Here is a 25,765-nt window from a genome sequence, read left to right on the forward strand (position 1 = left end):
GTCTAGGAGGGAGGATCGAAAAAAAGCCCCAAATTTTGATTTTGGGGCTTTCTGATACCTTTAATTTAGGCGGAAACGAATCGGGATCACCATTCTTGACCTCACAGGTCTACCTCCCATTTTTCCGGGAATCCACTCCGGGGAGTTTGCGACGACTTTCAACGCTATTTCATCACAGCCTCCGCCTAAGGGTCGGACCACTTCTACATCTTGTACAGAGCCATCCTTATTGACCACAAAGCGAACCAAGACCACTCCTTCGAGTCCCATCCGGCGGGCTTGACTTGGGTAGGTAAGGTTCTTCTTTAGGTAGGTTGTCCATTCTTCCATTCCCCCTTTGAAAGTTGCCTGAACTTCCGTGAAGTCAAGGATTTCGTCAACTGGTTCCACATTAGGTGGCGATTCGGGAAGTGCCACAACAGGTATTTCTACATTTTCCTCAGTATTGATATCAATGTTGAAATCCTCCGGGTCAATTTTGATATCATTTGGTACTTCCTTCACTATGGGAGGTGCAGTCTCTGGTGGGGGAGGAGGAGTTTGAATACTAATCGGTACCTCAGGAATTTCCCAGATATCAGTCTGAGAGTTGATTTCTTTGAGTTTCCCTTCTGGGTAGCTTTTCCACTCAAAAGCAGTGAGGCAAATGCCTAGGCTGCAGGTCAGCCCAAAATAAAAGAGAGGTGTAGACCATTTTCTCAGGTCTGCATTGGGATTCTTTTTCGTTTCCATGGTAAGAGGGTTTTGGTTGAAAATAAATTACCCTAGAATTTACCATGTAATGATTTCAGAATGAATGGATTAACGGTATTTAACTATGTTAAAAGTTTTAAAAATAAAAAAGCCCGGTAATCCGGGCTTTCAATATTGCTTTTCTGTGATTAGCTCAACTTGAAGCGGATTGGAAGTCTCATTCGAGTACGAACTGGACGTCCACGTTGCTTACCAGGCTCCCACTTAGGTGCATTTTCTACAACCTTCACGGCTTCCTCATCGCAACCTCCTCCGATTCCTCGAAGAACTTCTACGTCTTGAATAGATCCATCAGTGTTGATAACGAATACCACAATTACAGTTCCTTCGATACCCATTCTTCTAGCTTGAGTTGGGTACTTAAGGTTTTTGCTGAGGTATTGATTCCAACCTGACATTCCACCTGGAGGAACTGGTTGAGTTTCTACCACGTCAAAGATCTCATCGGCTTTCTCCTCTACAGGTGCTTCAGCGATTACAACTTCTTCAATTACAGTTTCCTCTTCCACGTTCACATCGAAATTAACTTCGATTTTTTCTTCGATTTCAACCTCATCAGGAATCTCCTGAATGATTGGCTGCTCTACTGGTGGTGGTGGAGGTGGTGGTGGCTGCTCTGTGATAGGAATATCCAGTAGCTCTTCAAAGTTGTCATCACCCATTCCGAGATCCTTAAGAGCCCCGTCATCAAATGATTTCCACTCAAAAGCCACTAGGACAGCACCAACGGCTACCATCAAACCCAAGTTCAGGAACATTCCTGACTTTTTGGTGAGATCGGCTGCCGGAGTCTTTTTTGATTCCATAGCGTTTTTGGTTTATTATAGGTTAATGTATTCGAAACTAATCAACAATTGTAAGCATTTCAAAAGATTAATCCAAGCGAAATACCTTGGATGAAATCTTAAAATATCCTAACAGACCTGCCCAAACACCGATTTGGTTGAATACCAGATCCCATATGTCGAGTGAGCGATTTGGGATCCAATATTGCCCTATTTCAAATAGGATAGATGGTAGGAACACTAGGAGACTGAACAGTAGCCAGTTCGGTTTTTGTTCTTTCAATCTCACTCCTGCCCAAATAAAGGAAAGGATGAAGAAAAGAACAGTATGGATTAATTTATCCTGAAAGTCGAAGGCCTGAATCTCGGGGAATTTTTCTCCAGGCAAGAGCATCGCAAAGCCTAGTAAAATCAACCAGATTACTCCTGCAACCCAGCGCAAATGAATCTTAATTTTGGCCTACCAGTTCTGTATATTCCTCAGCATTGAGTAGATCTTCAGGAAGATCTCCGTCAATTTTGATTTTAATCATCCAGCCTGATTCATAAGGGGATTCATTAACTAGTTCTGGAGAGCTTTCCAACTCGTCGTTGAATTCTAGGATTTCACCGCTTACAGGCATGAAAAGGTCAGAAACAGTTTTTACGGCTTCTACAGTACCAAAAACCTCTCCGGCTTCGATACTTTCACCTACAGTCTCTACTTCCACGTAGACGATATCTCCCAATTCAGACTGGGCAAATTCAGTAATTCCAACCGTGGCTACATCCCCGTCGATTTTGATCCACTCGTGATCTTTGGTGTACTTAAGTTCTTGAGGAAAATTCATTTCTTGATTTGATTTTAAAGTCTCCAAAAATAAGAGGAATCCGAGAGCTAAAAAATCTATTGGGATAAATTAAATCGTAATTGTCCGCCAAAAGAGGTGGATGCACGCTTGAAGGCAGTGGTGACGCGTGGATCATTGATACTTCTATCAAAATAGAAGGTAAGGTTGAGGTTCTGATTGATGACATAACTAACCGTGGGACGGATTTGGATATTGAGGTTTCCGTTAGTAACTGTGCTACCTTCTTCGATCTTCCGCTGTACCTGTCGGGTATCGACAATCTTCATATCCATCCGGAGGGTAAGGTCATTTTTCAGGATGGTTTCCCTTCCCTGAATCTTGAAAGGAATTTTAGTGCCTGCTTTTGTATACGAGAAGTTCAAGCCGAAGTCATTACTTCTTCGCTCAGTAACCTGAGAATTGGAGAAATTCAATCCTAGTGTTCGCTCCTTGTTATAATTGATAGCAAAATTCATTCTTCCCTTTGTCATCAGATCCAGTCCAATAAGCGGAGCAAAACGTTCCGATAGTACGACTTGATTGAGTACATAAATTGGAATGAAAAACCCATCGTCATTTACTTCGTTTGGAAGTCTTTGCTCTTGTAGACGGTTAAATAGCTCCAGTCCCTGTTGATATTGGAGTGAATTGGAGAAATTGCTCGCATCATAAGTGGAGGTATAAGCATGGGTAATGTTGATACTTGTGAAAATATCACTTAGGCCTTTCAGTCTTGATAGCCCTGCATAATCAACCCTCCAATTCGGAAGCGGAGTTTTTGGAAATGGATTAAGATTCGACTCTGCTGCATCTTGACCGCGATAGGCAGCCAGAAATGCAGGAACTAATACATCCTGACCATTGATACTGTACTCTCCTGTTGATCCATTTTGAGCGTCAAGCCTTGACTTGATAATCGCCCGGTTATTTTCGAAATCCTGGAAAAGCGGAGAGTTGTTTTGTGAATCATCCCTAGAGAATGACGTTCCGAGCATAATGGTAGTCACTGAATAGGCTGTATTCGTACGGGTAGGACTGATGGATAAATATTCCCCAGGATTATCTGCCGAATTCCTGAATATTTCTTGATAATCACCCACTTCCCGTTTGTCGGCATTGAGAGTAATCCTAAAGTCTCGAATAGGTTCTACCAAAGCTCCCAATCTCAAATTCATGGCCCGGTTTTGCCTGAAGGGTTGGGTAAGTTCTGCACTTGGAGCCATGAGACCACGTGCCGCTAGTTCATTTCGAATCATCGGGTCCTGACTTCCAAAAATAAAGGCAAGTCCTGGATTGCTAAATGCCCGGTCCATTCCCAAAAGACCGGTATTCGGCAAATATCCGGGTAGGAATGTCCCTTCAACTACTCCATAATTGAAAGTGACTTCCTTGACAGACATTAGAAATTTCAGCAGTTGATTGCTAAAAGGCGTACCGATCGTGTCTTCGGCAGCGATATTATTTCTTCCTGGAATACTTGGGCGTTTTGGGGCATTGAGTGCCTCTAGCTTTTTATTTTTATTGTAAAGCCTGATTAGGTCAAACTTTCCGTTCAAAGTTTGCTCGCGCGTATTTTGGATGACATTACCCAAAGTGTCCTTTTGCCCGATCGCACCGGTCATCCAAGTATAGGTCGTATTGTATCGATAGTCAGCTCTTATCCAATTTACCAAAGGTACCTTATCAAAAGGAATGGTGTAATTCAAGTTGACTGTGTGATTGTAATTCGTCCTTCGGCCAAAATTCCAGAAGTTGGTTCTGACGGAGTCAATTTTTTCCTGTGAATCCAAATCTCCCTGAGGCTCATCCACCACAGCCATAACTGACCCAGTATAATCTACCCGTAGATTCCTACTCAAGTCCCAGTTGAGGGTGTAGAATCGGTTCATAAAAAATGATTTTTGGAATAAGGGATCTACACCGGCAGTACCAAGTTGATCATTGCGATATTGAGATCTGAGGAATTTCCGATCTACATCCACCCGAGCCAAAATCTGACTTGGAGCTAAATTCAGGTTAAAGTCTTTGATCAGTTTCAAGTAAGGCGACGAAAGTCCCTCTGAATTCTTAAATGGCTCAATGTTGAGCGGTTTTGGGGCGAAATTATAAGTGATATTTCCCCGATTCGTTTTGAATTCGTAGTTCTGAATCTGAGCATTGGTCTGGGTGACTGTACCCACTGCGTAGGAGAAAGAGAAATTGCTTAAGTCATAGATTCTATTTGGTGCCTCAGGATTGGTTTTTATTTTTCGGACATTGTTAAGACTGATATTTTTTCGGGTTAGCTGGTCCTGTGCGATGTCTCGATAGGCGTCCCGTTCTTGATCGGTTTCGAACTTTTGTAAAGCGACCTCAAAAGGCACATCGGGATTAAGCGGATCAAATTCAGGCCTTGTATTCGAATTTTCCACACTCAAGTAAACTGGAATACTCACTCCCAATTCCTCTGGCAAAAGCTTGTCTGCCTTAATGTTGGTAGAAATGTCATATTGAGTAGTGGCCTGTCGAGTTCGCTGAGATATTCTGGTTTCTAGACCTCCGAAACCAATTGAGTTATGGCGAATGGAAGCAGAGACCACAGCAAGGTCAGCAATTTTGGCATTTAGGAAGGCATTTGCAGCCCAGCCGTTATTTTCGTTTTGGCCCGTTACCCGAAGTTCATTTGCCCAGATACATACGCTTTTACTTCCACCAATACCTATTCCGGGATTTCGTACCCCGATCATCGCACCTTGAGTCTGATTCAGTTCGGGGCGACCGACTACAGTTACTTTGTACTGTCTGATATCCTTGGAGTAGGGGAGATTTAAGGGGACTTGATTATTGTCCCGCTCGGTTTTGACGGAGACTATTTCCTGAATAGCGATATCAATTTCATTTTCCAGCGGCCAAATCTGCCGTGGATCTCGCGTGCCCTTTGGAGTAATGATCAGAGGAACTTCGATTTCATAATAGTTGTCTGTGTAATCTGTACCTAGTCTCAAAAATGCAGTAATCTCCCCATCTAAAGCATCCTCACTATCCGCATGGAAAAACATCTTGATCCGCTCAAATTGTACCAAGTCCAATTGTAGGTTTTTGAAAACGGCCCGAGCATCTCTAGGAGCAAGATCTTCCACACATACACGAAGGGATTGCTCATTCAATCTCCGCTCAACAGTAGAAGTATTGTCTCGATCCCGGTTGATCCCTGGAGGAAGTACATAGGGGCTTTGGGTATCGCTGCCTTGTGAGTTTTCTTCTATCCCTACCACATCTACAGTCACGTTGGAATTGTCAGGCTCTGGAATTTCGAAGAACCCACGCTCAAACAGAGACTCCTGGAATACCCGCCATTGACTTCCAATCATTCGGAAGTTGGCCATTCGAAGTACTACAGGCTGCTCGAAGTCTGTCAGGTAAGTTCTGATCCATCGAATGGACTTAAAGCCTGTGATGTCGCCTTCTACTCGATCAGGTTGCCTAACCGGAATACGGAACAAGTACCAATCCACAGACTCTCCACCCACATTGGCGGTGACTTTATCGACGATGTAGTTTTGCCCTACTACCAAGTTGTCTGGTCGGAGATCCACTTCGTACTCATAGTAGTTTTCGAGTTCATTGATCGTGTTATCAGTATTCAGGTCTTCGTTGTCCGGAAGGTTGGTGCCGGATGGGGTGAAGGAAGCGGTTTGCGGTGGCTCGACCGGGGAGTTGCCTTCCATCCCGTTGAATTTTTTGTATCGCTCCAGAATTTTTACATCCTGCTGATCGAATTCCTCATTCAAGTAATACTCAAAATTATCCGCAGATACATCAGCAAGAATCCGGTTTAAACCTTGCTGATTGACATTGATCCGGTCAAGAAATCTACTCTGAAAGAATGAGGCTTCGTCCTCATTTTTAAGACCATCTAGTCCGATATCTTGATTTACACGAGCTTCTTCAGAGTTATCAAATGCAGGAAGTAAAAACTGCTCTCTTGTAATTCGACCCCATTCATTTTCTCGAGTCTCGGCAGGATCCCCATCTGCTGGCAGACCATTTTCAAATGAATGGCTGCCATCCTTCATTACATCCTCCGAAATATCTCCTAAGTTGAAATAAAGCTTACCCCCTGTGGTATTGTTTTGGTTGAAAATTCCATCCAGGACTCGCCCGTTTTCACCTTCGATAAACGGATCAAGCAACCAAAATTCCATGTATTCAATATTGGTCCGGTCAAAGTCCACCTCTGTCGTAATTGCCCGTGTTACCCCACCATAGTTTTCTCTAGGATTAGGAAGCAAGCCATCTTGTCGCAGATTTGGGTTGTAATTAAACATACCCCTTTCCGATGGGAAATAAGCCAATTCAAAAAGGGGCTCAGGAGTAATGATCACATCCCTATCCTGCTGAGGGAAAATTTCTTGAGGAATTACCCTACGTACATAGTGGTTTCTTCGGTCTTCGCGTGTAATATTAGTTGGTACTCCGGGGCCATTTTCTCGATAAAAAATATTGTCAATGTTGTACCAAGCCACTCGGGCTCTTCGATAGGCTGAACCTAGCTCATCTTCGGTTTGGAAACTCAGATCAAATCGATTGTCAGGAGTCTGGGGAGTCGAAGAAAGCTTCCAGTTTTGATTGGCAGCGCCTCCAAGATTGAACGGGGTAATGGCCGCTTCAAAATCATCAATGTAGGATGCTCCTTCTCCGTCTACACGGTTGGATGTACCGGGTAGCAAATGTGCAAATTCACCGCTGATTCTTACCTCGGAAGTTTCTTTGGTATTTGTAAAAGGAAGTGCATCGGCCAATTTGGTGAGCCATCTGGACTCATCCGAATAGTTTGCATCCAGGCCCCAAAGACTGTTTCGTAGTGTTTCACTACCCGTCGCAATTCGCGTTACATTTGGTCTTTCATTAAGGTATAGGAAGGTGCCTCCAAGGTTGAATTTATCGCTGAAAAGGTAATCTAGGCGTGTTCCAAGGAGACTTCGTGTCTGAAATGAGACTAAATCAGCTTTTTCAAAACTCACATTGATTTGCTTTCCGGATTGAAGGATGGCATCATTGATGATGACCAAACGACCTACATTGTAATCAATAGTAAAGTCTACCCCTTCCGTTAAAGGGATGTTTCCAGCCGTGACGATCACTGAGCCAGGAGATATATTTAGCCCGGGGAGTTGGATTTCACTAGCTGAGCCTGCAGTCAGTCGACCTTTGATAAAATACTTATTTAATCGCGTGACGAGCTCCGCATCTGCTTGGGTAGTTTGATAGAGTGTGTCGTAGACGTATTTTTCTTTCAGTACTCCTTCAGTGGGGAGGAACTTACGCTCCAGATTGGATCCAAAAGGCTCCAAAACAGGGAAAATCAAAAGCCCTCGATTGGAAATCATGGTCAAGCCTTCGACAAAGTCAAAGTTGCCATCTGGGGCAGGATCATTTTGAGGGTTGAGATTATCCAAACCCGTAAGCCGGATCAGCGGAATATCCTTGACCTCTTGCCCCTCCAAAAGGGATGGGTTATCCAGACCTGTGCGGTCATCTCGGTAGATCACCTGAAGCTGAAAACCTTCTCTCAGGATCTGACTGGCGTTAAGGCTGTAGACGTTTTTCATCATCAAGTCCCAGGTTGGGACCCGCGTATTGATTCGGGCTGGTCTGAGTAGCTTGAGGAAAATCAATTCATCCTCTGCCCGGTTTTGGTAATCCTCTGTGAGTTCACCCACTTTGTACACTTGCCCATTGTAGGTGTACTCATAGGAAACAGCCAAAACTTCATCGTTTTGCAATCTTCTGAAAAGGGATAGGTAACCTAATTGGGGATTAAAGAAAAATTCGGATTGCTCGAGCTTTCTGGCTCCGTTGATCTGCTCAAAATCTAATCCTTTTCTAATACCAAGGCTATTCTCCATTGCCCTCGAACCGGTGTCGAATGGGCGGAAAGCCGGATTGGTAGAAATATTCGAAAATAGCTGGTTTGCTCCGTTTGCTGCAGGGGAATTGGGATTAGCGGGAGCAATATTCGGATTACTTGGGTTGAGTAATTCCCTGCCTTCTCCCAAGTCCATGAAAGCCGCGAAATTTCTCAGGGTTTCGGTATTAGCCGCCCGGTTCATGATGTAGACTTCCACTCGCGTCACATTCACACCAGACAGTACTTGCGGCAAACCTCTTAGCCATCTTTCATAATTTTCTCTGAAAAAATGGCCAAGGAAGAAATGTCTGTTTTCATCGTACTCCGAACCTTGGATTTCAAAAGTTCTTCCCTGCCCGTTGGCGTCGATGGTGAGGTTGTCTCTACGACCACGTTGAGTAGAAGCTACTGCAGTCACATTGAGCTTTCCAAACTGCATTTGGGTTTTCACCCCGAAGAGGTTTTGAGCGCCTTGGATCAGTCGGTTTTGGACTGGCATCGAGACATTACCGATTTCAATAGATTGGATAATGTCTTCCTCAAATCCATTGAATTCCAATTTCAATTGATTTTGAAAATCAAAGGAATTGTTGGAGTCAAAATTGGCTCCGATTTTCATTTTTTCACCCAAAGAACCATTGACCGCCATTTGGATTTGTTGATTGAAATCAAAGCCCCCGTTTCGTTGCTGCCGGATTGGTAGGGTAGGATTATCGATTCTTCGGAATACGGCACCCAAGTCAAGGTTTACATATCCGGTAGGAGTAATGTTGATTTCGGAACCTCCGAAAATCCGATCAAAATTTGGACTGACTGTCAAAGGAGGAACAAGTCCACGTCCCTCTACGGCACTTTCACCATCTCCGCCCCGGGCCCTACTTCTCCAATAATCCTGTCGAACCTTGTATTCCTGAATTTGGGAAAACTCCTCAAAATCGTATTCCTGCTCATTGCCGACCCGCGTCGAATCCAACTCATCGGCAATATTGTATCGAAGGCCGGCGGTGGAATCTACTTTGACCTCAACAGATTTTTGAAGGAGAGACTTTGGGAAAAAGGGCGAATATGAGTTTAAAAAAGGGTTTCGGTAGGGAAATAGAGGATTGGTACTTTGGTTTTTCCAAAGCAAAAAAGAGGGTGCAAGGCGGCGCTGGTTGAGCGAGTCGAGTCTAGTTTGGGTACTGTCCGGGTTGGTTTGCTGGGCTTCTGCAGTCGATAAACTGATCAACAATCCAAACAGGATGAAGCAAAAAGGCCAACTAACCAGAGATCTTTCCCTGCAAAAAGTCAGTATTGTCCGAAAGTTCAATCCAAGTTTTGATTATGATGTCTTTAAAGATGCTTTAATTAAATCTTCTAAAGAAATTTCTCCATTGGTTTTTTTGAGTACTTGGTTGATATTCTTTTCAGCGGCAGCTTTGGGAAAACCAAGAGTCAATAAGGCTTGTAACGCTTCTTCTCGGACTTTATTGCTTGATTTAAGGAAGCCAATTTGCTGTCCGGTACCAGTTGCGGATGATTTGCTGACTTTATCCTTGAGTTCTAAAATCACCCGTTGGGCTGTCTTCAATCCAATGCCTTTCACTTGTTGAATAGATGCCACATCACCCGAAAGGATCGCATTTTCCACCTCTTCGGTACTCATTGAAGATAAGATCATCAACCCGGTATTGGGCCCCACACCACTAATGCTGATCAGGAGTAAGAAAAGACGCTTTTCGCTTTCTTCCCAAAAGCCATACAAGGTGTGTGCATCTTCTTTGATGTGTAGGTAAGTGTGTAGACGTATGGCTTCCTGATCTTTGATTTTACTGTAGGTCTGCAGGGAGATTTTGACCTCATAGCCAATCCCACCCACGTCGATGAGGACGTAGGTGGGGTCTTTGAATGCTAATTTTCCCTGAAGATAGGCAATCATGATTGTGCTGTTTGTGCGTCCACTACAGCGATAGCAACCATATTCACGATTTCTCGGATCGAACTGCCTAATTGAAGGATATGAACTGGCTTATTCATACCAAGAAGAATAGGACCGATTGCCTCTGCATTTCCAAGCTCTGAAAGTAGCTTGTAAGCGATGTTGCCTGAAGCCAAATCTGGGAAAATCAAGGTATTGGCTCTTCGATTGATCAATTGAGAGAAAGGATAAATCTCCTTTTGGATTTCGTCATTGATTGCGACGTTTGCTTGCATTTCCCCTTCAATAATGAGGTCAGGATACCTTTCTTTGGCAAGTGCGGTTGCTTTCGCCATTTTTACTGGAATATCTCCCTGAGCTGAGCCAAAGTTGGAGTAGGAAAGCATGGCCACTCGTGGCTGTACATTAAAGAACTTCACAGCCTCTGCGGTCAATCCGATAATGTCGACCAACTCTTCTACACTTGGATTTAGATTGACAGTCGTGTCAGCAAAGAAGTAAGGACCTTTGTCTGTATTCATGATATACATTCCGGCTACTCGCTTCGCCTCTGGCTTTACTCCGATGGTATGAAGTGATGGCAAAATGGTTTTCGGATAATCTCTAGTAAGACCTGAAATGAATGCATCCGCGAGACCTACTTCTACCATCATGGCTCCAAAGTAATTTCTTTGAGTTACCAATCGGGAAGCATCTGTAAGTGTCATTCCTTTTCGCTTTCGCTTATCATATAGCACCTTGGTAAACTGATCCAATTTTTCAGTTTCTTCTAGCGGATCGATGATGGTGACATGTTCTAAATCCAGAGAATTCTCTTGAATCAGAGCAAGAATTTTTTCCTTATTTCCAAGAAGGATAGGCTGTGCTATCTTTTCATCACGGATGATTTGGGCTGCCTTCAAGATCTTGCGGTTGTCGGCTTCTGCGAAAACTACTCGCTTCGGATCTTTCTTCGCTCTCGCAATGACTACAGACATCAATCGCTGATCGATACCGATTCGCTCTTGTAGCTCTAATTCGTAAGCATCCCAGTCAGTGATGCTTTTACGAGCTACTCCTGAATCAATGGCTGCTTTCGCCACCGCAGGGGCGATAGTGGTAATGAGTCTTGGATCAAGAGGTTTTGGGATAAGGTACATTCTGCCAAAACCCAGATTTGCTTCTCCGTAAGCCTTTGTTACAATATCAGGAACGGGCTCTTTGGCTAGCTTCGCGATTGCTTTCGCTGCTGCAAGCTTCATGTCTTCGTTAATGGCGGTAGATCGAACGTCTAGTGCTCCACGGAAGATATATGGGAATCCAAGAACATTATTTACTTGATTAGGATGGTCAGAACGACCTGTTGCCATGATGACATCTTCTCTAGCAGCGATTGCCAAATCATAGGCGATTTCTGGATCTGGATTTGCCAATGCAAAAACGATCGGATTAGGAGCCATCAGCTTTATTTGGTCCTGAGAAACCACATTCCCAGCTGAAAGTCCCAAGAAAACATCTGCACCGCTCATCGCATCAGAAAGGGTGTGAATATCCCGATCGGTAGAGAATTCTGCTTTTATGCTATCTAGATTGTCGCGGTCAGATCGAATGACTCCCTCTTTGTCGCACATGACGACATTTTCACGCTTTACACCAAGGGACATGTAAAAACGCGTACAAGAAACGGCTGATGCTCCTGCACCATTGACCACTAGTTTGATCTCGGTGATGTCTTTCTCTACTAGTTCCAAAGCATTGAGTAAAGCTGCCCCAGAAATGATTGCCGTACCATGCTGATCATCATGCATGACCGGGATTTTCATCTCTTTTTTGAGGGTTTGCTCTATTTCAAAGCATTCAGGAGCCTTGATATCTTCCAAGTTGACGCCGCCAAAAGTCGGCTCAAGAGACTTGATGATATCGATGAGCTTTTTAGGGTCATTTTCGTTGATCTCGATATCGAAAACGTCGATACCTGCAAATTTCTTGAAAAGGACTCCTTTTCCCTCCATGACGGGTTTGGAAGCTTCAGGGCCGATGTTTCCTAGGCCCAAGACGGCTGTTCCATTAGATATGACAGCTACCAAATTGCCCTTTGCAGTGTATTTGTAGACGTTTTCTACATTCGCTTCTATCTCTTTGCAAGGCTCTGCTACTCCAGGTGAATAAGCAAGTGCCAAGTCCATTTGACTCGAAAGCGGCTTGGAAGGGATGACTTCGATTTTACCAGGTGAGCCCTGTGTATGGTAATTCAGGGCGTCTTCTTTCCGGATTTTGATGGCCATAAAAATGGGGTTAGTTGGGTACTTAAGAGCCTTGCTCGGGTACCCAACTAATATCCGTATTGAGAAGAATGGTCTCTATTTCTCTGAGAGCATCTCTGTGTACTTCATTTGGGTAGTACACAAATCCTTCCAGATAATAAAGTTTACCTTTTTCCTGATCTACCATCAGGTATCCCAGGTAGGTTCCGCCCATACTGATATTGTTGGTCCTCCAAGAGGCTCTGATTTCGGTGGTAAAATTATCATTTATCACCATGTTTCGGAAAGCTGGAGGGATTTGTTTTTCAGTTACTACATAAGAGGTAGGATCTTCAGGGTCGCCAAAGACATGTTGTCTAGTGATAGAGTCCCTGAGAGCCAGGATGTTCTCTGGGAATGTTTGCTCCTCAGAGACATAATCTTCTACATGAAAAATCAGGCTGATATCAGGCCTTCTTTCAGTAGGAGTAGGTTGTCGGAGCCACAGAAATCCCGGTTGGCTCTTCGCGACTTGGTAAGAAGCAGGGACGTTGATTTGGATTCCTAGGTTTTTTTCTGCCTCAGCATTGGCAGCTGTATTTTTCCTTGCTAGAATAATGCTTTCCAAACGACCCCTTTCCCGTACCTCAAAAAGATTTTGAAGACGGTCTGAATTCTTTTTCAAGTTGGTTACTAATTGCTCCTCATTGTTTCCAAAAAGATAGAGGACTTCCTGTCCTACCGCATATTCATCTTCTACTCGTAGGGAATAAATGGACGGGTCATTCAGCGCTTTCTCTTTGGATTCTTTAGAAAACTGTGCATTGATCACCTGACTAGCCGAACCTTTATCGTCGAAAGTGGTGACGTAAACCAAATTGGTCGACATCTTCAGCATTCGGGTCATTGCTCGTGGATCCACAGTATTCACCTTGAATTTACTTTCGGAGCGGATCATTCCGGGCATATCAGCTTCAAAAATATTTTTCAACGCGTCACCCACTGGGCCAGCATATTTCGCAGAGTCAATGACTAGGATGATTTCGCCGATGGCACCCCGGGCTTTGGGTTTGGTGTTTTCGGAGAGTGGGCCATTTGCATCACATGCAAAAAACATCCCTACTCCAAGTATGAACATACTAAATCTCAGAAGAGGCTTCATTAAGTTGTTTGGTTTTATTTGGTTGGAAGTAAAATAAATACTTTCCGAGGGGAAAACTCAATCCCTTATGAACTTTTGGATTTTGTTAAAAAAAATTAACAGAATTAAGGAGTGAACTCAGTCAAATTAACCAATGATGAGTCGTTGCCCCGGTTTGATTTGAGTGGAGTTCAGGTTGTTCAGTCTTTTCAACTGGTCTACGGTCAGTCCTGCAAATCGCCGAGAAATGATCCAAAGTGAATCTCCCGGTTGTACGACATAGGTTTTTTGACCGTTCGAATTTGTCTGTACTTTGGCGACTGTTCTCGCTGGAGCAGCACCCTCAGGAGCATGCAAGGTAAGCCGCTGCCCAACACGTATCAGATTGGAAGAGAGGTTGTTCCACTCCTTGATTTGGGAAACGGATACGCGATAGTTCTGTGCGATTTTCCCAAGGTTATCCCCGCTTTGCACCCGATACGTGATGGTATTTCGCTCGATTTCATCCAGCTTTTCATCTTCTGAGCGATAAATCAACTTATCGCTTGCCAGTAGTGGGCGAAGCTCATTTCCGAGGGAATCAGAGATCCAGGCAAAGTTTTCTTTGACAAAATTTGCCTGATTTACCGGTACACGGATAGCCATACTTTTATGGCTTTCAGGGATTCTTCTACGTTTTACTGCAGGATTTAATTTTTCTAAGTCGGCTAGGCAGAGATTGGTCAATTCTGAAAGCTTGTCCAAAGTAAAGGCTCTCTCAAACCGGATAGATTCGGTAGCAAAAGCGTAGGTGGGCTCTTCCAGGTGTAAATTATGTGCATCCAAATGACGAAGAATGTACATCATTGCCTGAAATTGGGGGACATAACCACGAGTTTCTCGAGGCAGGTAGTTATAGATTTCCCAGAATTTCTTTTTGCCTCCTGATCTTCTAATGGCTTTTCTCACGTTTCCAGGACCGCAATTGTAAGCTGCGAGCGCCAATTCCCAATCCCCAAACATTCGATACAGAGATTTTAGGTATTTGGCAGCCGCTTCTGTGGATTGTTCAGGATCCATTCGCTCATCAATATCCCAGTTGATATCCATTCCATACATCTTTCCTGTAGCTGGCATAAATTGCCAAAGGCCCATAGCACCCACACGGGACCGAATTTGAGGGTCAAGCCCTGACTCTATGATGGATAAATACTTGATGTCATCTGGTATTTCATGCTCTGCCAAAGTCTCTTCAAAAAGCGGAAAAAATAAGTCCTTGCGAGCTAAAACCATTTTGGTGTAGTCGCGATTCCGGACGGTGAAATATTGGATAAAAGAGAAAATTCGATCGTTCAATTCGAAGGACATTTCGCTGTCCATCTTATCTACACGCTCCTTGATTAGATCGTATGTAAAATCAGGGATGTATTCGTAATGATAATTAGGCTGAACCAAGTTTTCATCAAAAAGATCCGGAGCCACTAGTTCATTCTCCTGAGGGAAAGCAGTAGAAATAGATAGACTGAATGTGAAAACAATCAGAATAAATATTTTCAAGTTGCGATCCGTCATGGTTTATTTTTCGGTTTTTTGGTTCAAATAGTTACAAAAAGAGAATAAATCTGCCTCTTTGAAGGAATTGGTGATGACTTGAATTCCAATTGGCATACCATTTTGATCTTTACCATTCGGGACTGAAATGGCTGGTACTCCAGATACTGAAGCTTGCACTGTGAAAAGATCTTCTAAGTACATGGATACAGGATCATCACTATGCTCTCCGAATTTAAACGCCGTGGTAGGCGTAGTCGGCATGATAATATAATCAAAATCATCCAAAAGTGACTCCGTAAATTCTTTGATCAGTCTTCTGACCTTTTGAGCCTTGGTGAAATATGCATCATAATAACTAGCACTCAAAACGAAAGTTCCGAGCATAATCCTTCGCTTCACTTCCTCCCCAAAACCTTCGCTTCGGCTGAGCTTGTACATGGACTCAAGATTATGTGTATTTGGACTACGATATCCATATTTGACTCCATCAAATCGGGACAAATTTGAGCTAGCCTCAGCTGTCGTGAGAATGTAGTATGTCGGGAGAATGTATTCTAAAAGTGGGAAATCTACAGCCTCTACTTGATGTCCGTCGGATTCAAGGTTTTTAAGAACAGACTCTGTGTTTTTTTTGATTTCCGCTTGAAGCATGGGAGACTCCAAAGCTTCTTTCAGATATGCAATCTTTACTTTCTTGTCAAAGTGCAAAAGTTGACTGTATGGAAGTACTGGTTTTCGAGAGGAAGTGTTATCCCACTCATCATGCCCTGCGATCACTTCCATGACAAAGGCATTGTCTTGTATGGTTTGAGAAAAAACGCCGATTGTATCAAAAGAAGAAGCATAGGCGATTAATCCCCATCTGGAAACGCGGGAATAAGTTGGTTTAGAACCAATTACTCCTGTAAAAGCTGCTGGCTGTCTGACCGATCCTCCAGTGTCTGTTCCTAATGAGACGGTACAGAGATTTGCTTGAACAGCTACAGCTGATCCTCCTGAGGAACCACCAGGAACGCGGGATTCATCAAGTGCGTTCAGAACTTTTCCATGCGAAGAATTTTCATTGGAACTGCCCATTCCAAATTCATCACAGTTTAGCCGCCCGATGATGATCGCATCTTGATCAATCAAGCGTTGTACAGCGGTGCAAGTGTATTGTGATTCGTAGCCCTGTAGGATGGAGGAAGACGCATTGGATTCGTGGCCTGCATAGCATAGGACATCTTTAATGCCGATGACCATTCCTGCGAGTTTGCCAGCCTTTCCGGCTGCAAGTTTTGCATCTACACGGTTTGCTTGGGCAAGAGCGGATTGCTCATAAACTTCGACGAAGGCGTTTAAGTGCGCCTTCGTCTGAATGTTTTTGAGGTAGTACTGAACGATTGAAAGACAATTCGTTTCTCCTTTTTCGAGGGATTTTTGAATTTCCCCGAATGAAATAAATTTTTCCAACGTCTCAGAGATTAAGGAATTACTTTTTCTTATCCTTCAATCCCTCTTCGAGATCATTTTGAATATCTTTAGTAGCGTCTTTGAACTCACGGATACCGCGTCCAAGACCTCTAGCTAGTTCAGGAATTCGCTTTGCTCCAAATAGGAGAAGAATGACCAAAACGATCAGGACGATCGATCCGCCACCCATATTTTGAAAGAAACCCAATGTTGCCATAGTTAATTTGATTTAGGGTAAATATAGCCACAAAGATACTATTGTCCTTGGCATGGACAAAGAAGCGTCGTGACTCTTCGATTGTTTTTCTTGAATATACGGATTTTTACACTACCGGGATGAAATCCATGAGGCAGGATCCATTTTCTGAAGACCTTTCCAGGTTTGAAAATGAATTTCTGCTTCTCCATCTGAATTGGTAGCTACTCGTCCAATTACGTCCTTTGCCTTGACAACTTGGCCAACTTTTACAGAAGTGGATTGAAGCTTAGTGTATAAGGTATAATATTCACCGTGTTTGATGAGAACGGTTTCACCATAACCGGGCATTGACGCCACCTTGGCTACAGTTCCGTCAAAGACTGTTCTCACATTGGAGTTAGGCTGTGTCCGTATATTAATCCCATCACTGGGCACTGTAATGCCTCGTAATGTCGGGTGAGGATGGTCTCCGTAGGTTTGGGAAATAAAGCCCGTTTCTACAGGCCATGGGAGTCTGCCTCTGTTTCCGGCAAAGGAGCTGGAAAGTGCCGCTACTTCAGGAGTCATCGGTAGACTGCTACCTGCAGCTTTGGTTGCTGTGCTGTTTTCTTTTTTCGCAGCCGCCTCAGCTAGTCGGATCTCCTCCTCAATAGCTTTACGAATCATGGACTCGAGTTGTTGTTGCTGTTTTTTGGTAGCCGTGATTTGACTTCTGATGCTCTTTTCCTTTTTGGTTAGGGTATTGACTATGCCTTGTTGTTCTCTGCGCATGGCTTCCAGCTTCTGGCGCTCACGCTGCGCTTCCGCCAGGATTTTTTCTTTGTCCTGCTTTCGGATTTCGAGCAGCTCTTTTTCCTTAGCCAGTTCCAGACTCAGAGCTTGGATTTGTGCTGCCTGCTGCTTTCTACTATCCGTGTATTGTTTCAGGTATTTCAAACGCATGTAAAGCTGATTGAAATTGTTGGAGCTGAATACAAAAGCTACAATGGATAAGTTTCGATTGAGCTTGGATGAATTGTAAATCATCCGGGCATATTCAGCCTTCAATTCCTCCAGGTCATTTTCCAGACGATTAATATCATCTTCATTTTTTTTGATTTCGCTATCCAATACTTTCACTTCCCTGTCGAGTGTGCTGACTAGACGTGACTGAGTCTGATATTGCCTAGTGACTGCATTGAGTGAGCCAATGGTTTCTTTTTTATTGGCAGTTGTCTGCCGGAGAATAGCATCAAATTCCTTGAGCTTGGCCTGAATTTCTGCTTTTTCCCGTTCCAAATCTGCCCGCGTCCGTGATGTTTGTGCTTGCACCGGGGACAAGGCGGCCATGCTTATCAAGGCTAAGCAGGTAATCAGAAAAAGTCGATATGAAGTGTTTTTCATCAAAATTTGAAAGGAAAATTCAATGGTTCGTCTTCCAAAGTGATGGAGGTCCAGTCCACATGTAAGATGGTATTTTGAGATCCTGTACTAAGCTGATAAACAAGTTTGTAGAGTGTATCGGAAGGGAATGGTTGACCATCTACTTCCTGAAATCCATCAAAGCTCGCAAGTAAGGAACCTCTGTCGTCGAGTGAATTTCCTGCCAGTTCAATGACTTTGGCGCTTTCAGTTCCGATTTTGCTAAAATACCTGACCTGATTTCGCACCTGCGTCAATTCATATTGAGACTTGACCCGAAGTAATCGGTCACTATAGTCAAATCGAAAAGGAGGATTAGCCCAAAGTATATTTTGGAAAAGGTCTAAGGACAAGTCCAAGCCATAAAAGTTCTTGAATTCCCCAAATGTCAGGTTGATGTCTTCTTTTCCGATTCTGTCCTTGATTTGGATTTTTTCTTGAGTGATCAAGCCTCTTACTGCTTCCATTCCAAGACCGGGAGAAATGGTAAACCAAAGGACTGAATCCTTTTTTGAGCGAAGACTGAGCGTTCCCCGAGTGACTTTTCCAGACTCTTCTTCGATGATGACCTTGGCCCGGGCACTTAAATAATTATAGCTTGGATAGCTGGGCTGAAAGCTTTCCATCCTTCCGTCCGATTGGTATGGGATGACCTTTTTTGCACAGCTGGCCGAAAAAATCAATAATAAAAGAATCAGGCTGCTGCCTAAAAATCTATTCATAATATTTTCTGTCTCTAATCTTCATTGGTAGTTTTTCGGATGCTTCCGGACTATCAGCTGCTTTTTCCCAATAGCTAATGGCTTCTGATTTTTTGCCCAAATGATACAAAATATCGCCAAAATGCTCCAAAAGAACTCCGCTAGGCTCGGTTTCGCTTTGAAGTGCCTTTTCCATATATAGATAGGCATCCTCATACTCACCTAGCTGGAAAAGCACCCAAGCATACGTATCCAAAAAAGTGCCATTTTCTGGAAATCGCTTGACAACTTTGGCTGCCATTTCTTTAGCCTTCTCCAAGTTTCTCTTTTCCAAGGAAAGGAAGTAGGCGTAATTATTCAGTACCTGCTCATCATTTGGATTGATTTGTAGAGCCTTGTCAAAGTAGACAAAGGAGGAGTCTTTTTGTCCGAGATTGTATAACGAGCTACCCAAGGACCCAAAAGCAACTTGGTCCAATTGATCATTTTGTCCGGAGTTCAGCTCGATAGCTTTCTGCAGGGACTGTACGGCAACACTGTCCTTTTGCAAAACGGATTTGACCACACCATCATAAAACCAAAACTGAGGGCTTTCCGGAAATTCGTCCACTCCCATGATAGTATATTTTTCCAGGCCTTGTAGGTCGGCATTCTCTCCGAATGAATTGAGAATGACTTGCTCTAAAATCCTTGGGTTTGAAGGCTTCAACTCCAGTGATTTTTTATATAGCTCTACACTTTCTGGAATCCGCTTTTCCTTGGACTCTCTATCTCCAAGCGTTTCATAAATGGCTGCATTATTTGCTTCATCTGCCCGCATCAAAACAGTCAAGGAGTCAAGAATTCGCTCTCGTTCAGGGGTGCTGATTTCATTCAAAATACCTGCAAAGGCTCTGGCTTTTGAATCCGGGTCCAAATCCGGGCTGGCAAACGCGCTAAACAGATATTCGGTGGATTTATCAGTATCCCCTTTTGATTTAAGTAGGGTATAGGCTGCCATTTGAAGTTCAGGCTGATTGGGATACTTTTCAATTTCCTCATTCACCAATTCAATGGCTTGATCCAGACGGTTGTTGTTGAATAATATCTCAACCAAGCCCAAGACAAATTGAGGATTTCCCGGTCTTGCTTCGATCAGCCGCTCACCTTCCTCAATCGCCCGATCAAGTTGATTTTTTCTAAGGTAAATCCGCTGTTTTTGAAGGGTGATGGGCTCCATTACACCAAAATACCGCTCTGCACGATCCAGCACGACCAAGGCTTTGTCAAATTCCCCAGCTTGTAAATAAATGGAGGCCAAGTCCAAATTATATTGCTGATTGCTCTCCCCGTCGGCAGTGAGTTGATCGAGTATTTCAGCTGCTCTCAGCGGTTGTTGGAGATTATTGTAGATCTCTGCAACCATCAAGGCATAATATTTATTTTCAGAATCAAGTCTAACAGCCTCCTTCGCATAAGGAAGAGCCTTTTCTGGGTCATTGGCGCGGGTGTAGATTTCTGCGATTTTATAGTGAATTGCAGGCTCATCAGGATTTAGTTCCAAGGCTCTCTGCAAATAGACAAAGGCTTTCTCAAACTCACCCAAAGCCAATTGCTTGGTGCCCTCGATGAAATTCCGGTCTGCCAGTGCTTCCTGCTCCTGGATTTTTCGCTCCTTTTTTGAAAGTTTTTTTTGGACTTGTCCTTGTGCTATACTTCCCGAAAAAAGAAGTGCCAGAACAAGCAATAATCTATGAATGTGCACGGTGATTTTTTCCCTTTACTCTTTGAATTACAAACATAATGCCTTTTGCCGAAAGGCATTGAATTATTGGAACAGCAGTCCCGGATAAATCATCCCAAATGGAAATCGATTTAGGCTTTTTTTGCAAAAAATCGGTTCAGCTCTTTCCGCTCCAATACCAGAATCAGGATTATGAAAGGAATCAGGAAGGCGTTTTTAAGGAAAAAAGAGAGAATTTCGGATTCGGTACTCCACCAAAATCCCAAATAACTGAGCCCAAATGCAATCGACAAGTAGGTGAGGTCTTTTCCGGTCTGATAGGGAATGGGGTAAAATTTTTGACCAAAAACAAAGCAAATCACTGACATCACCACATAGCAGACCAAGGTACTAAGAGCTGCTCCCATAAAACCATAAACCGGTACCAAAAGGATCACGACTGCAACACTCACCAGGGCACCTACAAAAGTGATCCAGAAACTATATTGAGTCTTGTCGGTGATTTTGAACCAGATGGAAAGATTGAAATAAACACCCAGAAGCAGGTATCCCATCAATAAAACAGGGACAATGTATAATCCCTCTGCATAGCCTGCACTTCGAAGAAAAAGTGGCCCCATCCATTCAAGATTGACAGATATTGCGATCATCAATAGACTGCAAAAAATAATAAATGCATGCATGACCCGTGCATAGAGTTCTGGAGAATTTTTATTTCCTGACTCCCGAAAGAAGAATGGCTCGGCTGCATATTTGAAAGCTTGAATGACTAGATTCATCAGGATCGCCAATTTGAAGTTGGCGCCAAAGACTCCAGCTGCATCACGACTGCTTAGGCCAGGATAGAAATTTTCGGGTAGAATGTATTCGAAAAGTAGTCGAGAGACCAATTCATTGGTAACTCCCGCCAAACCCATGAAGAGCAGGGGCAAGGCATATTTCCACATCGGCTGAAGGATGCTTTTTTCCAGTTTTGGACTGAAAAAGCCCGCTTTCCACCAGACAAAAGGAATAATCAAGCCATTGGCGAGTAGATTGGCCAAAAGAATGTATTCAACCCCCCAGTCCGATCGGTAACCCCAGAATCCTTCGGCAATAACTCCCTGATCTATCCACATCGGAATGGCGATAATCAGTAGCAAATTGAATCCGACATTTAAGGTGATGTTGGTCAATTTGGCTGCAGCAAATGTCAGGGCTTTATTGTCTAGTCTTAGCTTCGCAAAAGGGATGGCCAAGACCGCATCAAAAGTCAAAATCAAGGCCATCCAGCGAAATAAGTAGGCCTGACCCGGATAGTCCATCCAGTTTGCGAGTTGTGGAGCCAGCAAGTAAATGCCCGTACCCAAGACCAATGAAGTCCCAACCAAGAGGCTTTGGGCATTATTGTAGACTCGCTTTGGATCGAGATTTTTACCGGTAGCAAATCTGAAAAAGCTCGTCTCCATCCCGTAGGTGAAGATGATGTTCAAAAATCCAATCAGCGCATAAATACCTGTAAAAGCCCCTAAGGCATTTTTACTCAGGTATGCGGTGTATACGATGATCAGTAAAAAATTGATCGAGCGGCCCAAAATACTGCTGAGACCATAGATCGCAGTCTGACCGGCTAGTTTTTTGAGATTGCTCATGAATAGGCTATTCGCCGCTTATTCGCCTTTGAATACAGGCTTTCTTTTTTCCAAAAATGCAGAAGTCCCCTCTTTGTAATCACCGGACTTGACACATCTGGCAAATGAATTGGCCTCAGTTTGATAGCCGTTTTCATCTGAGCGATAAACTGCATTTACACAATCCACGATCATTCCGATCGCTAAGGGTGCCTTCGACATGATTTTATGCAGAATTTCTTCGGCTTTAGCCATGGCTTCTTCTTTAGTAGGAAGGACATGATTGACCAACCCGAGCGATCTGGCATCTTCAGCATTGATCATGTCACCGGTCATCATGAGCTCATTAGCTTTGCCTCTACCGATCAAAATAGTCAGGCGCTGGGTGCCGCCATATCCTGGAATGATACCCAAGTTTACCTCGGGCTGTCCAAATCTTGCATTTGCAGAAGCAATTCGCATGTGACAGGCCATGGCGAGTTCGCAGCCACCACCTAGCGTAAAGCCATTGGTCACGGCGATTACCGGTTTTTCACAATTTTCAATCACAGAAAAAATTTCCTGACCGTTTTCGGCAAATTTCCGTGCATTCACCTCATTTAGCTCGGCGATTTCACTGATGTCTGCCCCGGCTACAAAGGCCTTTTCACCTGCACCCGTGAGAATGACTGCCTTGATGGATTTGTCCTCCAAAACAGTATCAAATACCTCCCTCAATTCCTCCAAAGTGGCAAAATTCAGGGCATTCATTTTATCTTCCCGATTGATGGTGAGGTAAAGAATTCCATCTTTTGTTTCGGCTAGGATATTTTTAAAGTGGTCCATAAGCTTCTTGTTCTGTAGAAAACAAATATACGTCTCGGGTATTCAATCCCAAATGGAGTCTTGGAAAAATCCAAAAATCGTAGGGAATACAAACCTGATTTTATCCAAGATATAAATTCAATTTAGGTATTTCAGGGCGTGGTACAGCATTTTTTCCTTACTTTTGCGGAACGAAATTTTAATCAAAACCTCAAAATATATGTCTTCAAAAAGAAAGATAACCGTAGCATACGGGGATGGAATCGGTCCGGAAATCATGGACGCTACATTGAGAATACTCGATGCTGCCGGTGCTCAGTTGGAATATGACGTGATCGAAATTGGTGAAAAGGTGTACTTGAAGGGGATTTCCTCAGGAATGGAGCCCAAAGCCATTGACTCACTTCGCGAAACCAAAGTCTTTTTGAAGTCGCCGATCACCACTCCTCAAGGTGGAGGTTTCAAGTCCCTTAACGTGACTACTCGGAAGTCTTTTGGGTTGTATGCTAATGTGCGTCCATGTAAGGCTTTTTCTCCCTTTGTAAAGACTCACTTTCCTAAGACGGATATGGTTATTATCCGCGAAAATGAGGAAGATCTATACGCGGGTATCGAGCACAGACAGACAGAGGAAGTGTATCAGACTCTTAAATTGATCTCTGAGCCAGGTTCCGAAAAAATCATTCGCTATGCTTTCGAATATGCCAAGAAATACGGTCGCAAGAAGGTGACTTGTATGACTAAGGACAATATCATGAAGCTTGCCGATGGTTTGTTTCACAAGAAATTTGATGAAATAGCCAAAGAATATCCAGAGATTCAGTCCGATCACAAGATCATCGATATCGGTACCGCTTTGATCGCAGATAGACCGGAGACTTTTGATGTGGTGGTGACTCTAAACCTATACGGAGATATCATTTCCGATGTAGCGGCTCAGGTGACAGGATCTGTAGGTCTTGGAGGATCTGCCAATGTGGGTGCTGAGGTGGCCATGTTTGAAGCAATTCACGGTTCTGCTCCTGATATCGCAGGGATGGGTATTGCCAATCCCTCTGGTTTGCTGAACGGTGCCATCATGATGTTGGTGCATATCGGACAGCCGGATGTAGCCGAGAAGATTTCCAATGCTTGGATGAAGACTTTGGAAGATGGAATCCACACCGGAGATATTTATCAAGAAGGTCTTTCTTCCAAAAAAGCCTCTACAAAGGAATTTGCTGATGCCGTTATCGAGCGCCTTGGCCAAAAGCCTGAGAAAATGACTCCCGCTGTTTTTGGGGAGGATGCTACTGAGCCAATGAATATCACCTTGACCAAAAAGCCTAAGGCTAAGAAGGAATTGGTGGGTATCGATGTGTTTATTGACTGGGACGAGGATAATCGTGATCCCAATATCATCGGAGAGCGCCTTCGAAAAGCCAATGCGGATGGTTTACAATTGCATCTTATCACCAACCGTGGAGTAAAGGTGTTCCCAGAGGGTCTTAGAGAGACTTTCTGTACTGATCACTGGAGATGCCGATTTAAGACTGCTGATCAGAAAGTCATAACACATGATCACGTATTGGATTTGTTGAAGCAGATCAAAGAGTTGGGCTTTGACTTTATCAAGACCGAACATTTATACATCTTCGACGGTGCGCGAGGTTATTCGCTTGCACAAGGAGAATAATTTCAAATACGAAGATTGAAATACAAAATACGGAGCACTGAATAAATGTGCGACTGAAATAAAGCTCAAAAAAGGGAGGAGAAATCTTCCCTTTTTTGTTTTTAAAAGGGTGCTCTGATACTATCCCGTTGTTGTAGTCGCTTTTTTGTTGCCCCCAATGAAAATCAAAACGCCTGCCGTTCCAAACATAATCAAGCTGTATACAGCAGAAGGGATGGTCATTTCCGAATTACCTATTAGGGTAGCGGCTATGGTGATTCCCAAGGTGCCATTTTGGATACCTGATTCGATGGAAATAGTCCGAGCTTGTTTTGCCACAAGTCCCAAGGCCTTTGCTGAGAAAAAGCCAAAAGCTAAGGTTAAAACATTCAAGCCGAGCGCAACCGGACCAATTTGACTGAAATAGTCTACTATGTTTTCTCGCTCTTTCAGAATGGCTGCAAGAATGATCACCACGAAAAAAACTGCGGAAAAGATCCGAAAAGGTCTATCCATTTTTCGTGCAAGCTGAGGTGATTTTTTGAAAATCAACATGCCGATCGCAACCGGAATAATGGTAATTGCCAATACTGAAATCACCGTACCGAATATATTCAGCGGGGGCTGTTCTCCACCAGGAATAAAATAGGAGATTGAGAAATTCACGATAAAAGGGATGGTAATCACCGTAATCAGGGAAGAAAAGGCGGTAAGAGTAATCGAGAGTGCCGTATCACCATTTGCCAAATGGGAAATCAGATTGGATGTGGGGCCACCTGGGCAAGCTGCCAAAATCATCAAGCCCACTGCAAGGCCCGGGTTCAAATCAAAAAATATTGCCAATGAGAAAGCGATCAAGGGTAGGATTACCAATTGATTGATCAGCCCTAAAGTCACGGCTTTTGGATAAATAAAAATCCTTTTGAAATCTGTAACAGTCAGGCTGAGCCCCATCCCAAGCATGATGACTGCAAGAGTCAGGGGTAGAAAAACTTCAGTCAATATGTTTCCTTCCATGTTGTCAAGGTTTTAGGCTGGGAAAATATAGGAAGAAAAGCACGGTTCTGAAATTTTTATCTCACTGCCAATTTTCCTATCAGTTTTCACCCAAGTAAGAATCTTTTCAGCAAACTTGCACTTTCTCACTGC

At 43.5% G+C, this 25,765-nt stretch carries 18 protein-coding genes; 1 reads left to right on the top strand and 17 read right to left on the bottom strand.

Annotation, left to right across the window (positions count from 1 at the left end; all coding sequences use genetic code 11):
* Positions 1-60: 60 nt before the first annotated feature.
* From G457_RS0104385 to G457_RS0104460, 16 genes are all read right to left on the bottom strand, one after another.
* Positions 61-732 carry an energy transducer TonB gene (locus G457_RS0104385; RefSeq protein ID WP_026945380.1) on the bottom strand — a complete coding sequence of 224 codons (672 nt, stop codon included), beginning with the start codon at positions 730-732 and terminating at the stop codon, positions 61-63.
* Between the two features lie 149 nt (positions 733-881).
* The gene (locus G457_RS0104390; protein WP_026945381.1) at positions 882-1,559 is read right to left on the bottom strand and encodes an energy transducer TonB; all 678 of its coding nucleotides are present in this window, start codon (positions 1,557-1,559) and stop codon (positions 882-884) included.
* A gap of 67 nt (positions 1,560-1,626) precedes the next feature.
* Positions 1,627-1,980 (bottom strand): VanZ family protein, encoded by a 354-nt coding sequence (locus G457_RS21020; protein ID WP_134202375.1) that lies wholly within the window; start codon positions 1,978-1,980, stop codon positions 1,627-1,629.
* Positions 1,981-1,987: 7 nt separating this feature from the next.
* Positions 1,988-2,368: a glycine cleavage system protein GcvH gene (gcvH, locus tag G457_RS0104400; protein WP_026945382.1), complete on the bottom strand. Its 381-nt coding sequence runs from the start codon at positions 2,366-2,368 to the stop codon at positions 1,988-1,990.
* Positions 2,369-2,424: 56 nt separating this feature from the next.
* Positions 2,425-9,489, bottom strand: a complete 7,065-nt coding sequence (sov, locus tag G457_RS0104405) for a T9SS outer membrane translocon Sov/SprA (RefSeq protein WP_456151122.1) — start codon at positions 9,487-9,489, stop codon at positions 2,425-2,427.
* A gap of 90 nt (positions 9,490-9,579) precedes the next feature.
* Positions 9,580-10,176 (bottom strand): Holliday junction branch migration protein RuvA, encoded by a 597-nt coding sequence (ruvA, locus tag G457_RS0104410; protein ID WP_026945384.1) that lies wholly within the window; start codon positions 10,174-10,176, stop codon positions 9,580-9,582.
* Positions 10,173-12,440: an NADP-dependent malic enzyme gene (locus G457_RS0104415; protein ID WP_026945385.1), complete on the bottom strand. Its 2,268-nt coding sequence runs from the start codon at positions 12,438-12,440 to the stop codon at positions 10,173-10,175. The genes ruvA and G457_RS0104415 overlap by 4 nt, the downstream gene beginning before the upstream one ends.
* 22 nt (positions 12,441-12,462) lie before the next feature.
* Positions 12,463-13,560 carry a DUF4837 family protein gene (locus tag G457_RS0104420; RefSeq protein ID WP_026945386.1) on the bottom strand — a complete coding sequence of 366 codons (1,098 nt, stop codon included), beginning with the start codon at positions 13,558-13,560 and terminating at the stop codon, positions 12,463-12,465.
* 126 nt (positions 13,561-13,686) lie between these two features.
* A complete protein-coding gene (locus G457_RS0104425) occupies positions 13,687-15,090 on the bottom strand; it encodes a lytic transglycosylase domain-containing protein (RefSeq protein ID WP_026945387.1) in 1,404 nt (467 codons plus the stop codon).
* Positions 15,091-15,093: 3 nt separating this feature from the next.
* Positions 15,094-16,524, bottom strand: a complete 1,431-nt coding sequence (gene gatA, locus G457_RS0104430; RefSeq protein WP_026945388.1) for an Asp-tRNA(Asn)/Glu-tRNA(Gln) amidotransferase subunit GatA — start codon at positions 16,522-16,524, stop codon at positions 15,094-15,096.
* A gap of 19 nt (positions 16,525-16,543) precedes the next feature.
* Positions 16,544-16,741 (bottom strand): twin-arginine translocase TatA/TatE family subunit, encoded by a 198-nt coding sequence (tatA, locus tag G457_RS0104435; RefSeq protein ID WP_024285007.1) that lies wholly within the window; start codon positions 16,739-16,741, stop codon positions 16,544-16,546.
* 111 nt (positions 16,742-16,852) lie between these two features.
* Positions 16,853-18,106: a murein hydrolase activator EnvC family protein gene (locus tag G457_RS0104440; RefSeq protein WP_026945389.1), complete on the bottom strand. Its 1,254-nt coding sequence runs from the start codon at positions 18,104-18,106 to the stop codon at positions 16,853-16,855.
* Positions 18,106-18,750, bottom strand: coding sequence for a DUF4292 domain-containing protein (locus tag G457_RS0104445; protein ID WP_248602818.1), 645 nt, complete (start codon positions 18,748-18,750; stop codon positions 18,106-18,108). The genes G457_RS0104440 and G457_RS0104445 overlap by 1 nt, the downstream gene beginning before the upstream one ends.
* An 88-nt stretch (positions 18,751-18,838) precedes the next feature.
* Entirely contained in the window at positions 18,839-20,569 is a 1,731-nt protein-coding gene (locus G457_RS0104450; RefSeq protein WP_051260701.1) for a tetratricopeptide repeat protein, read from the bottom strand.
* A gap of 110 nt (positions 20,570-20,679) precedes the next feature.
* Complete coding sequence (locus tag G457_RS0104455) at positions 20,680-22,179, bottom strand: lipopolysaccharide biosynthesis protein (RefSeq protein ID WP_026945392.1); 1,500 nt, start codon at positions 22,177-22,179, stop codon at positions 20,680-20,682.
* Between the two features lie 18 nt (positions 22,180-22,197).
* Positions 22,198-22,983, bottom strand: a complete 786-nt coding sequence (locus G457_RS0104460) for an enoyl-CoA hydratase/isomerase family protein (protein ID WP_026945393.1) — start codon at positions 22,981-22,983, stop codon at positions 22,198-22,200.
* 199 nt (positions 22,984-23,182) lie between these two features.
* Between G457_RS0104460 and G457_RS0104465 the strand changes: the two genes are divergently transcribed.
* On the top strand, positions 23,183-24,637 hold the full coding sequence (locus tag G457_RS0104465) for an NADP-dependent isocitrate dehydrogenase (protein WP_026945394.1): 1,455 nt from the start codon (positions 23,183-23,185) through the stop codon (positions 24,635-24,637).
* A 120-nt stretch (positions 24,638-24,757) separates the two neighbouring features.
* Here G457_RS0104465 and G457_RS0104470 read toward each other — a convergent pair whose 3' ends face one another.
* Positions 24,758-25,633 carry a bile acid:sodium symporter family protein gene (locus tag G457_RS0104470; protein ID WP_026945395.1) on the bottom strand — a complete coding sequence of 292 codons (876 nt, stop codon included), beginning with the start codon at positions 25,631-25,633 and terminating at the stop codon, positions 24,758-24,760.
* Between the last annotated feature and the right edge of the window lie 132 nt (positions 25,634-25,765).

It is taken from the genome of Algoriphagus marincola DSM 16067, assembly GCF_000429405.1.
Classification (GTDB): Bacteria; Bacteroidota; Bacteroidia; order Cytophagales; family Cyclobacteriaceae; genus Algoriphagus; species Algoriphagus marincola.